At 64.1% G+C, this 15157-nt stretch carries 14 protein-coding genes; 7 read left to right on the top strand and 7 right to left on the bottom strand.

What is annotated here, in order from left to right:
• Positions 1–261: 261 nt before the first annotated feature.
• The 3 genes from MUG98_RS08005 (at position 262) to MUG98_RS07995 (ending at position 3078) form a co-directional block, all read left to right on the top strand.
• Positions 262–657 (top strand): DUF5805 domain-containing protein, encoded by a 396-nt coding sequence (locus MUG98_RS08005; RefSeq protein ID WP_265111613.1) that lies wholly within the window; start codon positions 262–264, stop codon positions 655–657.
• Complete coding sequence (locus MUG98_RS08000) at positions 650–1684, top strand: tyrosine-type recombinase/integrase (RefSeq protein ID WP_265111612.1); 1035 nt, start codon at positions 650–652, stop codon at positions 1682–1684. Before MUG98_RS08005 ends, MUG98_RS08000 begins: the two co-directional genes overlap by 8 nt.
• A gap of 221 nt (positions 1685–1905) precedes the next feature.
• Entirely contained in the window at positions 1906–3078 is a 1173-nt protein-coding gene (locus MUG98_RS07995; protein WP_265111611.1) for an outer membrane protein assembly factor BamB family protein, read from the top strand.
• A gap of 143 nt (positions 3079–3221) precedes the next feature.
• Here MUG98_RS07995 and MUG98_RS07990 read toward each other — a convergent pair whose 3' ends face one another.
• The 5 genes from MUG98_RS07990 to dph2 form a co-directional block, all read right to left on the bottom strand.
• Positions 3222–4148 (bottom strand): phosphoribosyltransferase HisG-related protein, encoded by a 927-nt coding sequence (locus MUG98_RS07990; RefSeq protein WP_265111610.1) that lies wholly within the window; start codon positions 4146–4148, stop codon positions 3222–3224.
• 60 nt (positions 4149–4208) lie between these two features.
• Entirely contained in the window at positions 4209–5774 is a 1566-nt protein-coding gene (locus MUG98_RS07985) for an AAA family ATPase (protein WP_265111609.1), read from the bottom strand.
• A 144-nt stretch (positions 5775–5918) separates the two neighbouring features.
• Complete coding sequence (locus tag MUG98_RS07980; RefSeq protein ID WP_265111608.1) at positions 5919–6770, bottom strand: MBL fold metallo-hydrolase; 852 nt, start codon at positions 6768–6770, stop codon at positions 5919–5921.
• Positions 6771–6882: 112 nt separating this feature from the next.
• The gene (locus MUG98_RS07975) at positions 6883–7620 is read right to left on the bottom strand and encodes a DUF7344 domain-containing protein (RefSeq protein ID WP_265111607.1); all 738 of its coding nucleotides are present in this window, start codon (positions 7618–7620) and stop codon (positions 6883–6885) included.
• Positions 7621–8311: 691 nt separating this feature from the next.
• Entirely contained in the window at positions 8312–9361 is a 1050-nt protein-coding gene (gene dph2, locus MUG98_RS07970) for a diphthamide biosynthesis enzyme Dph2 (protein ID WP_265111606.1), read from the bottom strand.
• 345 nt (positions 9362–9706) lie between these two features.
• Here dph2 and MUG98_RS07965 point away from each other — a divergent pair, with 345 nt between their 5' ends.
• Positions 9707–10615 (top strand): cell division protein CdpA domain-containing protein, encoded by a 909-nt coding sequence (locus tag MUG98_RS07965; RefSeq protein ID WP_265111605.1) that lies wholly within the window; start codon positions 9707–9709, stop codon positions 10613–10615.
• A 96-nt stretch (positions 10616–10711) separates the two neighbouring features.
• On the top strand, positions 10712–11734 hold the full coding sequence (locus MUG98_RS07960) for a disk-shape morphogenesis protein volactin (protein ID WP_265111604.1): 1023 nt from the start codon (positions 10712–10714) through the stop codon (positions 11732–11734).
• 141 nt (positions 11735–11875) lie between these two features.
• Here MUG98_RS07960 and MUG98_RS07955 read toward each other — a convergent pair whose 3' ends face one another.
• Entirely contained in the window at positions 11876–12046 is a 171-nt protein-coding gene (locus tag MUG98_RS07955) for a zinc finger domain-containing protein (protein ID WP_265111603.1), read from the bottom strand.
• A 187-nt stretch (positions 12047–12233) separates the two neighbouring features.
• On the opposite strand from MUG98_RS07955, the gene MUG98_RS07950 reads away from it, so the two are divergent.
• On the top strand, positions 12234–12635 hold the full coding sequence (locus tag MUG98_RS07950) for a DUF7961 family protein (protein ID WP_265111602.1): 402 nt from the start codon (positions 12234–12236) through the stop codon (positions 12633–12635).
• Positions 12636–12642: 7 nt separating this feature from the next.
• Positions 12643–13263: an METTL5 family protein gene (locus MUG98_RS07945; protein ID WP_265111601.1), complete on the top strand. Its 621-nt coding sequence runs from the start codon at positions 12643–12645 to the stop codon at positions 13261–13263.
• Here the strand turns inward: MUG98_RS07945 and MUG98_RS07940 are convergent.
• Complete coding sequence (locus MUG98_RS07940; protein WP_265111600.1) at positions 13260–15083, bottom strand: rhomboid family intramembrane serine protease; 1824 nt, start codon at positions 15081–15083, stop codon at positions 13260–13262. The two genes, MUG98_RS07945 and MUG98_RS07940, sit on opposite strands and share 4 nt — an antisense overlap.
• Between the last annotated feature and the right edge of the window lie 74 nt (positions 15084–15157).

Below are 15157 nucleotides of genomic sequence, written 5' to 3'. Positions count from 1 at the left end.
CTGAGTGACTACTGTGGCGGTGTCGCTCGTATCGCACCGACCCCGATCGGCTCGGACCCCGGGGATCCTCACCCACTCGATCTACTAATGCGCCAAGGATTATTTATTTTCCAATCTAGTGCTACACTCCTGCGTATTAAGGTACCACTACCACAGATAATGTATTTCCGGCCCGGTAATTGTGGGCCCTCAGAGCAAAATAAATGCCCTTATTTGTGAATGTGGGGTAGACTGAAGTGTCTCGGGTGTGAGGTAGGTCGTATGCCCGAGGACGATCGCGTCGCCGTGAAGACGTACGTGCCACGGTACCAGAAGGAGCGCTGGCGCGAGCACGCCGACGAACTCGAGATGAGCCAGAGCGAGTTCGTCCGGACGATGGTTCAGGCGGGTCGAAGCGAATTCGAGATTCCCGCGACCTCCGGGGGCGAGACCGGCGAGTCCGCGGCGCCGACAGACGCCGGGTCCGACGAGGAGTTCGCAGACCGGATCCTCGCCGTGCTCGATCGCCAGGGGCCGCTCGGCTGGGACGACCTCGTCGACGCCCTGATCGACGACGTCGAGGCCGAACTCGACGCGACGATCCAGCGGCTCCAGGATGAGAACCTGATCCGGTACAGTGGACGAACGGGCGGTTACGTACTCACGAACGATGAGTGAGGGCACACAGCGGCAGAACACGGTCCAGTACTTCCTCCAGGACATCGAACACCACGGACGCAACGAACGGACCGCAGCGGCCTACGAGCGTGTCCTGACGGATTTCGAGGCGTTTCTCGCCGATCGGTTCGACAAGCAGCCGCCCGAAGCGAGCTACAGGGACTGCATGGCGTGGGTGCACGAACTCCGGACCACCCACTCCGAGAGTACCGTCGCAACCTACGCATCCTATCTCAACCGGTTCTACAGCTATCTCGAGCGGGTCGGGCACGCCGACGAGAACCCCATGACGGTCGTGCTCGAGGAGATGAACGAATCGATCGAGTCGAACCCGACGCGACGTGATGTCACACTGGGGGAGATGCGAACGTTCGTCGACGGAATTCGTCATCCGCTCCACCGGGCGCTCGTCGTAACGTTGCTGAAGACCGGTATCAGGGCCGGGGAACTCTGTAATCTCGACCTGATCGACGTCAACCTCGATCACGAGGCCGCCACGTGGCAACCGCGGGCCCACATCGCCGGGCGGCCGGACTCGGTGTTCATCTCGGCCGAACACACGTACGGCCGAGAATCGGGCGGTGAACGCCGTCAGGCATCGAACAAGCGGAAACGAGAGACCGTCATCCCGATCGACGGCGAACTGAAGGACGTGCTCGTCCGCTGGCTCGCCGTCCGACCCGATACGCCACGGACGGGCCCTGATGTGGCAGCGCCGCTGTTTCTCGGCACGGCAGATCGGTGGGGACGACGACTGACGCCAAACGTCGTCCACCACGTTGTCGAGCAGCATGCGAGGGAAGCCGGCTGGTACAGGACCGGCGGCGGAGCGTCCGAGAACGTGACCCCACACTACTTCCGCCACTTCTTCACCACCCACCTCCGCGATCGAACCGGCGATCGGGGGATCGTCCAGTACCTTCGCGGCGACGTCGCGAGCGACGTGATCGACACGTACACCCACAACTGGGGCGATCGGGTCCGTGAGACGTATCTCGAACACATCTACGCGATTACGGGCGAATGAGGACTGCGCCGCCAGCGGTCCCGAATCGCCGGAGTCGATCGTGGTTCGCATCAAAAGCGGCCACCGATCCCGTGTAACTGGGGCCTGTCGTCCGATCGTCGTTCGATTCGCTCGAAATGAACGGCCGAAATCGAACTGATAAACTCTATATCGCTATACCGAAGGGGCGGGGTGAGCCGAATGTCAGAGGATATATTTGACCGGTTATCCGAATGACGTCCGTGCCCTCCCTCACGCGCCGCCAGGTCCTCGCGACGATCGGTTCCGCGAGCGGGACGCTTGCTGGCTGTCTCTCCAGCGGGTCTCCCTCCGGCGACCTCGGTAACGTCGGTGGCGACTGGCCGATGGACGGCTCCAACCCCGGTCACACGCGCCGAGTGGACGAAGGCCCCGCCGAACCGACGGCGGTGTGGGAAACTGACCTCGACGGAGCACGAGGTGCCGGAACACCGTCCGTCGTCGACGGACACCTGTACGTTCCGGTCGACGCCGTGTCTGACGAAGCTCGCCACCGCCACCGGCTTCACTCGCTATCGGCTACGACCGGCGAGGAGCGCTGGCGCGTACCCCTTCGATCGGACGTGATCTCGCCGCCGGCGATATACGGGGACCGGATCGTCGTCAGTGCACAACCGTCGATCGAACGGGGTCGGATCGTCGCCTTCCAGCGTCGGCACGGAGACGAAGCGTGGCTCTACGACGTCGATGCGCGTCTCACCGCTCCACCGACCGTCGCCGACGCGACCGTCTACGTCCCCGACTGGAACGGTCGTATCCACGCGCTGTCGGTCGGCGACGGTTCGATCCGCTGGTCTCGACGAATCGCGAGCGACGGGAGCACCCGGACGTTCGCAGAACCGATCGCCGTCAACAACGGGGTACTCTACCTGGGATCGCAGTCAGGAGCGACGGGCGTGATCGCACTCGACGCCGAGACCGGAGAGCAGCGCTGGAGCCGATCTACCGAGGCCGTCACCACGGGGCCGGTCGTCGCCGACGATTTCGTCGTGATACGGACGCATCGTGTCGTCGTCGCGTTCGATGCCGCCGGAACGCGCCGCTGGTCGTTCACCGTTCCCGAGTCGGCCTACCACCGACTCGCACTGGGCAATCGGCACGTCTACGTCCCCGCTCGAGGTTCTCTCTACGCGATCGATCGGAGTGGAGCCAAAGCCTGGAGCTACGACTCGTCGGATTCGCGTATCGGGCCGCCGACGGTGGTGGGCGACGACGTGGTGATCCCGGAAGCCGACCGACTCACGGCAGTTTCACGAGCGGACGGGACGGAACGGTGGACGGTCGACCTGAGCGGGGCCGGCGATGCGATCGTCACTCCGGGGGCCGTCTTCACGACTCGTGACGGCGGGCGCGTGGTCGCACTCGGGGACGAGTAGCCCTTTTGCGGCTGGCGGCGCGAGTTTCCGGCGCTAGCCGTCGCGATCGGGGTCCAGAGATAGTAGCCCCTGAAAGACATTGCACACCTGATCGCACGACAGCGTTGCGATCAGTGTGGAAATCGTTTCAGTAGCAACTGTAGCTACCGGCCGACTGCGAGTTCCGTCTCTTCGGGCCCGTTCGCCAGCATCGATCGAACGGCTGCGATCGAATCGGAGACTTCGGGGGTGCTCTCCAGCAGGACGGTTTCGCTCGGGAACAACTGCTCACCCAGCACCAGTCCGTGGTCGCGGGCGGTCGATCCGGTCATCGTCAGGTAGACGCCTACCCCGGTGTCGGCGATGGCCGCCTCTTCTTCCCGACCCTCCGGGGGATACTCGAACGAGACGTCGTCCAGCGTCCGCGTGCCGAGAACGGCCTGTACGAGGCGTTCGTAGCGCGGTTCGATGCACAGCGGGCCGTCGTACTCTTCGAGAAACGTCCGATCGAGCGACCCGGACGCGGGTGTGACCCCGGGAGTGGCCAGCAGCGTGTGGTACACGGTGTCTCCCAGCCCCGTGACCACGCGGACGTCGGTATCGGCGGGATTGATTCGCGCGTTGATGTCGGCGATCCGACCGAGCGGTTCCGGACGGAGTTCGACGACCTCCTCGAGGACGAGGTCGGCGCTGTCGAACCCGAGCGCGAACTCGTGGGTCCGGAGCGCTCGAAACGGTTCCTCGCGGCCGATCAACTGGATTTCGGTGCCGTCGGGGATACCGTCGACGTCGTCGATCGGAATCGTCACGCTGTCGAAGACGATTCGTCGGGGTTTGCCCGCCCGATCGTCGCGCAAGAGCGTGTACTCCGGTGCCGCGGGATCGTCGACGGTGCTGTAGGTGGCGAGACGATGGTAGACGTCCTCGTCGTCGGGGGTGACCGTGCCCTTCGTGAGTGCTTTCTCGTGGCGAAGCGTCGAGATGACGTCGTCCGCGAGGTCAGAAACGTCGAGGCGACGTGCGAGTCGATCGAATACCGACTCGAGTGGTCGCCCTTTCCGTGGAATCGCGATCGGAATCGTCTCGCCCATCGGTGCGTTCTCGACAGGCGACGGCTAAACGCGTTGCGTTTCGCGAATTCGGTGACTTTGTCAGTCAGAGAACATCGAGCCGAGCTGGTCCCGCCAGTTCTGGATAGTGGTCACGTCCTCGCGAACCGCCGTCAGATCGTCCTCGAGGTCGTCTACGTCGCTTTCCAGTTCGTCGACGTCGTCTTCGAGTTCCTCCACGTCGTCGGTCACGTCCTCGAGGTCGGTCTCGACGTCGAGGACGTGGTCTTCGGTGCCGGTGAGACGTTCGTCCATCGCGGAGAGGTCGGATTCGAACGTGGCGAGTTCGTCCTTGAACTCCTCGATCAACTCCTCGCCGGATCCGTTCTCGTCGAGAAACGCCTCGAGGGCGTCGGTGTAGGCGGCGACCTCTTCGACGCGGGACTGGAGGTGGTCGATCTTCGCGACGTCGGAGCCGGTCGGCTCGACGTCGAGTGCGTCCCGCAGGACCGCGAGATCCTCGTCGTCGACCGCGTCGTCTTCGAGTTCGTTCGCGAGACGCGTCGCGATCGAGTCCGACGCATCGGGTGCTGCCGTCGGTTCCGTCTCGGTTGCGTCGCCGGCGGCCGACGTGGACGCCGCGTCACCGTTCGATTGCGACTCGGCCGCGTCGATGTCGTCCGCGGCCGCGTCGCCAGCGTCGGTCGCGTCGTCCGGATCCGTTCCGACGTCGATCGTCGGCCCGTCGTCTTCCTCCTTCGCTGCCCCCGGAGCGGTGTCGGCGTCGGCAGCCGCGGCAGCCGTTTCGAGGTCGAGGCCGACATCGGGGTCGTCGTCCGCATCGTCCGCTACGTCCCCAGTTGATCCGTCGTCGGTTCCGAGATCGATCTCGACGCTTCTCTCGTCGGAGTCGGTCTCGTCGTCGGCCGTCGCGGGATCGTCGTCCCGCTCGGGGAGTTGCTCGTCGCCGAATCCGAGGTCGATGTCGGGTGCGTCGTCTTCGTCGTCCTCGTCGACCGGTTCCGGTTCGGGATCGACGTCGCCGAGATCGAGGTCGAATTCCTGTTCATCCTCGTCTTCTGGGTCGAGACCGTCCGAGACGGCGGATTCCGCATCCGACTCGTCGGCCACGTCGGCCTCATCGGCTTCCGCATCCGACTCGTCGTCCTCGTCCCCGAGGCCCGGCACCGAGTCGGATTCGCCCGAAATCATGTCCTTGACCGGCTGGTTGCGATCCTCCTCGACGATACTGCCGATAACGTCGTCGTCGATCTCGTCGGCGTCCGAGCCGCCCTCCTCCTCGGAGTTCACCGCAACGATAGCCGGTTTCGTGAGGAACTTCGACGCGTCGCTTTCGTCGTCGATCCGGATGCCGTAGACCGTTACGAGTTCGTCGTCCGGGTCGACCGTCCCGGTGAACTCGACGTGGTTGTCCTGGAATGCGGTCCAGTCGTCGCTGTGATACTCGGGGTGGAACCCGACCTTGTCCATCGGGAACGACTCGGGGATATCCTCGGAGAGTCGAAACGCGACCTCCTCGTCGTGATCGGAGTGGATCTCGAAACGGATCGCAGGTACGGGAAATTCGTCCGCCGCGAACGTCTTTCGGACCGTCAACCCGTCGCCACTGATCTTGATCGCGTCGTCCGTGTCGGCGGTGCTACTCATTACCCGAACGTTACCCTACCATTACTATAAATCGTACGGCAGAGTGGGAATCAGGACCGCTGATCTGTCGCGGAACGATCGTAGTCGCCGGAAGTGCTCACACGCCGACGTACAGTCGCCGTGCGATCGGGTGTGCACTGACGTTCAGTTACTCCCATCGAGGTCGACGCGATCGCCGATCTCGACCAGTTCCAGCCGACGCGGATGCGCAAAACTCTTCGCGTGATGATGGAGCACCTTCGGATCCGACGTCAGGCCACGCCACATGTCCCAGTGACTCGGCAGGAGGCGATCGAGTTGCAGGTCGGCCGCCGCCTCGACGATCTGGTTCTCGTCGTTGTACCAGCGAGTTCGTTTGGGCTCTCGCGTCTCTTTGTCCGGGATCCGTCCTACCGTGCCGAACGCGAGGACGCCGAGGTCGATGTCGTACTCCTCGCCGATGCGTTCGAACTCGTCCGTCGGCTTCGTGTCGCCGCCGTGGAAGAACGTGCCCGCGTCGTGTTCGAGCACGTAACTGACCGGGTGGGTCGCGTCCGGGTCGTGCGAGTCCTCAACGTGGAGCGTGAACTCGCCGATTTCGACGGTCTCGCCCTCCTCGACCTCAGCGAATTGATCCGCACTCACGTCCCACTCGTCGGTCCACGTTTCCTCCTCGCGGGCGACCGCGAGGCTGTCGTCGGGAGCGTAGAGGGATGCGCCGGTAGTCGCGAGAATCGGTGCCTGGCTCGGGCCGTGAACGTGATCCGTGTGTTCGTGCGTCGCGAGCACGGCGTCGGCCGCGGTGACGTCCGCCGGATCGAACGGCACGGGTATCATCCGCACCGTTCGTGGCGGATCGCCCAGGCCGACGTAGGGGTCGATGAAGAGCGTCGTTCCCTCGCGGCCTTTCAGGACGAAGCCGTTACAGCCGAGATACCAGATCGCCACCCCGTCCGGGTCGGCGTCCTCGATGTCGCGAACCAGCCAGTCTCCCCAGTCGCTCTGGATCTGCGTCATACCGGAGCGTGTGCGGACCGACTGGGTAAGTGTTGTCGTCTCCGATCGATCGGGGTGCCCGCGACGGCGGGGATCGGGACGCGGGCACGCCGACGCTGGAACGGCCTCCTGCTCAATCGCTGGACGGTGCGATTCCCGCGAGGCGCGCGGTGATATCGAACCCTATCTCGTCACCGTTCGCACCCGGATCCCGATCGGTGTCGACCCACGCGGTCCGGAGCACGGGATGGCCCTCGTAGGCGACGCGGCCCTCCGCGTCGTCGTAGGAGACGAGTCCTGCGTCCGCGAGCAGAGGAAGGTCGACGTGGACGAGCGATGTGAGCACCCGATCGACGCGTTCGGACGGGACCGATCGTTCGGGCAACTCGGCTTCGCGCGCCGCGACGTTTCGGGCGAGCGTTCGCGTCGAGAGCGCCTTGGGCTGGTCCCGGAGGACCGACAGGATCGTCCGCCGACGCGACTCCGCGAGCGCCGCGAACACCCCGTCGAGTTCGTCGGGTGGGCGCCCCGCGAGCGCGTCGTCAAACCCGTACTCGTCGAACGCCCAGTGGTCGGTCGCGGCCACGGACCCGTCCTCGCGCTCCGCGAGCAGTCCGGCGTCGGTCAGGGCCGGCAGATCGCTGTGGGTGAGCGCGACGCTCGATTGCCGGCGTTCGTCGTCGGTCACCGCGTCGAGAGGTTTCTCGTTCGTCACTGCCGCGAGTCGGGCCGCAAGATCGGCTTTCTCGATCCCGTCCGGCGATGGGCCGGCGAGGAGGCGGACGATCGTCCGTCGGCGCTCGCTCGCGAGGGTCCGAAACAGGCTGTCCACCGGTGCGGTCGATCGGTCCTGCGAAGTCGTGTTAGTCATCGACTACTGGTCGGGACGCTGCGGGCAAAAGATTCCCTCCAAACTGTGTTGGACTCAGCGGTCGATTACCAACGATTCCGTGACTATCTGGCGAGATACACACTCTTTTTCTCAAATGTAATCATGGATTTCGCAGTTTGCACCACAAAGTCACAACGAAGAGACGATCCGAGATCGATCAGCGACCGTCGCTGGAACGTCGGCGGCAGCCGATACCAACTGCCGCGATCGCGTCCGGACGATCGACTGACGGGTCGATGCGTACCCCGTACCGCACCGTGTCGACGCGTATCCCGCGCCTCGACGGATCAACGGACATCGTCAGTTTCCGATCATCCGCGGAGGTTCCACGTCGACTAGCGACTCGCCGGTCGACGAGGGGACCAAGTACCGGGATCGCGCCGAACACGGTTCGGATGAGTGCTCCGACGAGAAGACCGCCCCACCTGTTCGGTCGTCCAGCGAGGGCCATCCCGTAGGCGACCGTCGCGAGGACGTTAGCGACGATCGTGAACTGGACGAGCGATGCCACCACTGGCTCCACTGTCGGCTCGGCGGCTGCAGTGATGCTGGCTACGACGACGCCGGCGAACGGAACGCACCAGCGACTGCGACGGATCGCGGAGGGCATACACCGAACGAGTTAGCGATCCGAGATATCCCTGCTGAGATCGGAACGGAAACCGATCACTCACCAGGTACCGTGGAAGGTGTCGAAGGAGAGTTCGTCGAGCGGCTTGTTCCCGACGGCGATCTCGTACTCGCCGGGCGTGAGCATGGGTTTGTGGAACTGCGGGCCGTCGTCGGTCGTGATTCGCGGACAGCCGGTGTTGACGAAGGCGTCCATGTCGAAGTTCCGTAGGCGATCGGGGGTGACCTCGTCCATGGTGATGAGGTAGGCGTCGTCGTTGCCGTCGAGGATCTCCTGGGCGACCTCCCAGCGCCCCTGGCCGATCTTGGTACAGAAGATGACGCCCCACTTCTCGGCGTCCATCGCCCGGTGGACGGCCCCGTAGCGCTGTTTCATGAATTTCTCCGTGTCCGCCACGGTGACGACGTTGTTGACCGGGTCGGCGATGACGACGTGTTTGTCGGGGTGTTCCATCGCCAGTCCGAGCGGGTGGAACTTGCCGCCGCCGACGTAGAGCACCTGGTCGGCGGGGACGTCCGCGCTCGCGTAGTTACAGCCGAGCACCTGTCCCTCGTGAGTGAGCCGATCGTCGCCCCGTCGGCTGTGGACCTCGTAGCCCCGCTCCTCTAAGAACTCCGTCATCTCCTCGTAGCGGTTCATGTGCTGGGCCGTGGTGACGAGGCCGACGCCCTCGATCTCTTCGGGCGGTTCGAGCGTGTCCAGGGCCTCCTCCATGATCGGCGTGACCTCGACGTTCGAGAACAGCGGCACGTAGATCACCTTGTCCGTGTCCTTCATCGGCGAGTGGCCGAAGTGGACGAACACGTCGGTGCGTTTCATCAGGTACGTATCGAGGTCGCAGGCACCGTAACACGGCTGGCCCGAGAGCATGAACGTCACGTCGTCGTCGGCGAGTTCCCGGAGGTCGTCGGCGACGGCCGGGCCGCGCCGTTTCAGCCCTTCGGGAAACTGTAGCCCGACCTTCGTCGCGTCTCGGTCCTCGATCGTCTCCACGATCGTCTCGAGTTCGTAGTCCCACTCGCGATCGTGTTTGAGACGCATTCCGGTCTTCCTGAGGTCTCCCTCGCTGTACTCCGACTCCTGACTCATTGGCCGTTGTTACAGCCACGGACGTATAACGGCGACGCTTCCGATACCGGCCGCTCGACGTGTGTGATCGGTGGACGGGTGCGATCGGCGAACGGGTCGACTGGCTCGACGAGGGATTCGCCTCAGGAGCGGTGGTGGCCGTCAGTGCCGGAGGGTCCGTCCGTGACGAGAACGACGTTACTGTCGTCTCGCACGTGTCGATACAACGTAACAATCGATCCCGTATCGATGTATTCTACGTGCGATTATAGTTCAAACATTTTACTAAATCAGTCGGGACTGTGACTGAACGAGACCAGTCACTCGTCCCAACAGTCATAGTACTGGAGTGTAAACCGGGTGCCTATGGCAGCGGAATCGCCCTCGGAGGGCTATCTCTTCGACCTCTATCGCCAATACATCGGCGAACCGGAGGACCGGACCGACGTCTACCTCGGGTTCGGATTGTTCCTCGGTGGAATCGGATTCGCGATCGTCGCACTGCTACTCTACCTGTGGAGTAGCACGTTCGAGGCCCGTACTGCATCCCACCTCGCGTGGGCGGAACCTGCATACGCACTCGCGATGGTGGCCTTGCCGGTCCTGATGCTCGGGATCGTGGTGTTGCTCCCGTCGGAACGACGGGTGCTGTACACGTCGATCGCCGGCGTCGCAGTGGCGATCGTGGCAATCGGCGGGTTCCTGTACGCGTATCCGGACCACTGGAACGGCTACGGATACGATTACACTGCCCAGGTCGTCGCGGTCTACGCCGTGGGCCTCGCCGGGATCACCGCCTCGACCGGCGCGGCGCTGATCGCCCACTATCTCGACATGGCACGCACCGCAAAACACGTCGAGACGGACGACGACGAAGACGACGACCCGGAACTCTCCGACGCCGATGTACAGCGCGACATCGACGACGCGATGGAGGGCGTCGAACTCTCCTGGGGCGGCGTCGAGAAGACGGAACACAACCGTCTCTCCTTCTCCGAGAACGAGTTCGACGAGGTCAACGTCGACACTGCCGCGGGAACGAAGACGACTCGATCGTCGGGCGTCGATCAGCAGGTCGCCGGTCTGAAGGGACTGAAGGGCGGCGAGACCACGACGACGACCTCGAGTTCGACGGTCGACGACCAGACGCAGAAACTGAAGGAACTCCGCGAACAGAAACGGCGGGAAGAAGCGACTGGGGACGACGACACCGGGGCGTTCTCGTTTTTCACGACCGTCCGAAGCCGGTTGCGTGAGATACTCGATCGGAATTAACCCATCCGTACGCGGGTTAATACTAGTTTGGCACTGAATATAAAAAGTGAAATTACGGCACATAGATTTATAATCCGTCAGTGGCCTTGACAAACCATGGCCAAAGGCCTAGACGTTGGAACGATGAACATCCTGTCGGCACAGCAGGATGGGAATGACACGGTGTTCGTGCAGCAGCGTAACTCCTTCGTAGAGATCGAGTACTCGGATATGGCAGAGCAGATGCTCTCGCGAAGTGAAGTCCTCCACATTCGAAAGGACGACAAGGTGTACGTCGTCGGTGACGACGCCCTGAATTTCGCGAACATATTCAACAAGGAGACCCGTCGGCCGATGAAACACGGGATCCTCTCGAACGACGAGAAGAGCGCGATCCCGATGATGAAACTCATCATCGAACAGGTCGTGGGCGAACCTGCCTATCCCGACGAGAAACTCTACTTCTCGTCCCCTGCGGACCCGATCGACTCGGATCTTTCGACGCTGTATCACCAGAAGACGATCGAGTCGTTCCTCGACGACATGGGGTACGACTCCGAACCGATCAACGAGGGGATGTCCGTCATCTACAGCGAACTCGCGGACAACAACTTCACCGGCCTCGGCATCTCGTTCGGTGCCGGGATGACGAACGTCTGTCTGGCCTACTACGCGGTGCCCGTTATGAAGTTCTCCGTCGCCCGCGGTGGCGACTGGGTCGACGAGCAGGCCGCCCGTGCGACCGGCACGCCGGTCGACAAGGTTACCTCGATCAAGGAGGACGACTTCGAACTCGACTTTACGACGGACGTCGGCGGCGTCGAGGGTGCCCTTTCGATCTACTACGAGAACTTGCTCGACTACGTGATCGAGAACATCGTGAAGGAAGTCGACGAGGAGGACGTCGAGGAAGGACTGGACGTTCCCGTCGTCGTCACCGGCGGCACCTCCAGTCCGGACGGCTTCGAGGCGCTGTTCCGTGACCACCTTCAGGACGCGAACATCCCGTTCTCGATCAGCGGCGTCACGCACGCGAACGAACCGCTCTACAGCGTGGCCCGCGGTGGCCTCGTCGCCGCTCGTTCCGACGAGGACGTCGACCACGAGGAGGAAGCCGAACCGGCAGCAGCGAACGAGTAACCCCCAGGTTCCCCCTCGAGTGCGACGACGAGCGACTGCTGATTCCGTCCGGGTATCCGATCGGCGGTTCGCTTCCCGACCGTCACGTCACGTCGAACCTGTTATATCGCCTGGAATCGCGTCACGTCTCGCCGAACCTCGTTACTCCTCGTAGAACCGATTGAATGCGTCTCGCCAGGATTCCCGCTCGTCCGGCGGGCGCTCGTGCTCGACCGGAATGTCCGCGTAGCTACAGTGCGGACACGTCACGGTCGAGACGTCGCCCAGTGAGAGTTCCTCGATGGCCCCCTGGCACCGTGGACACTGCTCCATACGTGTATCTGACACGGTACGGCCTTAACTCTAGTCGATATTATTGCGAAAGTGTCACGAATTCCGGCTGTCGCCAGTGACCGGTGCTCCTCCACCGCGACCGTCCGATCGTGACGTCGCTCGTCGCCGAGTATTACTATTATGTATTCAACAAACTTTTTGTATGCAGCCCATGTATGGCATGGCAATGAGTACGATTTCCACGTCCGACGGCGAACCGGCGATCGACGGCTGCCGGCCCGCAGACGTCACGCCCGTCACGCTCGAGGCTGCGGCCCTCGAGTCGACGGCACCGCAGTACCTCCGCGAGTTCAAACGAGGCCTGATCGGCGAGGGACTGACACCGGCCGTCCTGACCGTCGAGGCCCGTTTCGACGACGATTGCTCGCTTGCGACCCAGGAGGAGATCGATCGGATTCGACGCTACGTGCGCGCCGGTTCGTTCCTCGGCGTCGGAACCGTCACCGTCGCGATCGACGACGTTGCCGCCCCCGAGAAAGTGCGCCCGGCGCTTTCGGCGACCGCCGAGCGCGCCGAACGGGACGGACTCACGCTCGATGTCGCCGGCGACGTGACCCTCGAGTACTGACGCGGTCATGCCCGGTCCCTCCCGTCGAACGCTCGCCCGACGGCTCGAGTCCGTCGAGGATTTCTCCGAACCGTCCGTATCCCTCGAACAGTATCTCACACCCGCCGATCTCGCCGCGCACGTCTGTCACCTCGCCGGCCTCCAGGGCGACCTCGATCGGCCCGTCCTCGACCTCGGCACCGGGACGGGAATGCTGGCGATCGGTGCATCGCTCGCCGGCGCGGAGCGAGTCGTCGGTGTCGACGTCGATCCGGACGCGCTCGCACTCGCCAGGCGGAACGCGGTCACCGTCGGCGCCGGCACGATCGACTGGCTTCGCGGTGACGCGCTCCGGCCCCCCTTCGCGCTGCGCGATGCGACCGTGGTTTCGAACCCGCCGTTCGGTGCCCAACACGGGAATCGAAACGCCGACCGCGCCTTTCTCGAGACGACGGCCGAGATCGCCACCGTCTCCTACACGATCCACAACGAAGACAGTCGGTCGTTCGTGGAGTCGTTCGCCGCGGACCACGGCGCGACCGTGACACACGCGTTCCGGGCCCCGCTGCCGATCGGGAACCGGTTCGAGTTCCACACGGAACGCGAGCAGACCCTCGACGCGGAGGTCTTCCGGATCGAGTGGCGCTAGTTGTAGCTCTCTTCGCGCGCGACCGCGACTTCCGTGCCGTCCGCACTCGCGTAGATCGTGTCGTCGACGCGTTCGAACGCGACCCCGTCGGCCGTAGTCGTCTCGTTGTCCGCGGGAACCGGCGCGGTGCTGGTGGTGCCGTCGGATTCGACGTCGAGTTGGAAGTCGCCGTCGTCGGACGCGATCGTCACGTTCCGGTCGTCGATCCGGACGTCGGCCCGTGACGCGTTCGACTCGTGTGCGATCCGGCGGTCGCCGCCGTCTTCCCAGAGCCAGACCTGGTAGACGGTGTCGTTCCCGACCGGTTCCCACCCCGTTCGATCGACGTGGACGGTCTCGCGCCAGCCGGGACCGCCGACGTGGACCGTCTCGTTGCCGGTGAACGCGAGCCGCTGGGTGGAAACTGCCTCCAGCCAGATCTCGCGCTCTTCGCTGACGACGATCACGCCGCTCGACTCCAGCCGGACGTCGTCCTGGAGCGGTCCGAACCCGATCGCTGTGACGAGTTCGTTCTCGACGTCCTCCGCGTAAGTGACGGTGTAGTCCTCGACCTCGATCGCCGCGTTCGACGCGGCGGTCGACTCCTCGAGCACGAAGAGATTGACCGGGACCGCCATCCCCGCGACGACTGCGAAGACGACGAGCACGGCGAGGAACGCGGCTTCCCGATTCGTCACGGCAGACAGGCGCGACTCGCCGATCCCGCTTACAGTTCCGGTGCCCGTGGCGCCGGCGATCGCCCGGAGCCGATCGGGCCTGTCGACGACCCTGCCGGTTCCGACCCCGGCCTGGCAGCCGAGTTCGAGGGCTCGATCGGTCGGTGTCCTCGCTGTCGATCCCGTCACGCGACCGACGAAGCGATCGAACCCCCGCGGGACGAGCGGCGTGTCGGGACCGGCGACCGCGAGCGTGACGATCAGCGCGAGGACCGTGACCACGACGACGCCGGGGCCGCGAAAGAGGATGTAGGTGTTCTCACTGCCGAACCAGTAGATCGCCCACAGCGAACTCGAGAAGCCGTACAGCAGGACGGCGAGCCAGACGCGAACCGCGTCGGGACGCAGGCCGCGGCGTCTACAGACGAGCGCTCCGAGTACGAGCCCGATGAAGAAGCCGAGCGCGTGGCCCTGGATGGCGATCGTGGCCCACGACGGCGGCGACGGCGGGCTGGGCTCGGAGACGTAGACGGCGATCGGCGACTGCAACGCGCGGTAGATCGTAACGAGGACGCCCTGGATACCCAGGGTGGCGACGATCGTCACGATAGGGTAGTGGACGATGGCGAAGCCGGCGAACGCGAAGACGACGCCTGAGAAGCCGATCACCGGCCCGAGCGCGAAGACGCTCGTCAGGAGCGCGATTCCGACGACGATCGCGGGAAAGAGCACGAGCGCCCGCACCCACGGGTTCGTTCGCCACGACGCGAACGACTGGGAGCCGCGCTCGTCGGGGTAGTGGCCCCACGCGTACTCGGCGATCGGCGCGACGACGATCGTTCCGAACAGGTTTCCCAGCAGGTGCCCCGGTCCGGCGTGGGACAGCGGGGCCATCACCATTCCGAGCGGGTAGAAGTACGACCACGATCGGAAGGGGATCGTCACGGGATCCTGGAAGTCGGTGATCCCGTCCTGGACGAACAGGTAGAGCGAGAAGACGACCGCGATCACGACGAGCGATCCCCACGGAACCCCCATCACCAGCCGGGCCCGGGCGACGTCGCCCCAGCGCGGCTCCGGCCGTCGGATTCGCCTGACGATCGCGAGCGAGCCCAGCAGCGTGACCGCGACGACGACCGCGATGGCGGTCGCGATCGAGAGCATGTCCTGTGGTTCGACCCGATCCGTATAGTGGTTTACATTCCAAAGCCGGCGTTGTGGAAGGGGCGTCCCTACCA

This window comes from Halosolutus halophilus, assembly GCF_022869805.1.
Taxonomy (GTDB): Archaea; Halobacteriota; Halobacteria; order Halobacteriales; family Natrialbaceae; genus Halosolutus; species Halosolutus halophilus.
Note: the sequence above shows the minus strand (reverse complement) of the source record. Positions and strands in the feature narration are given on the sequence as shown.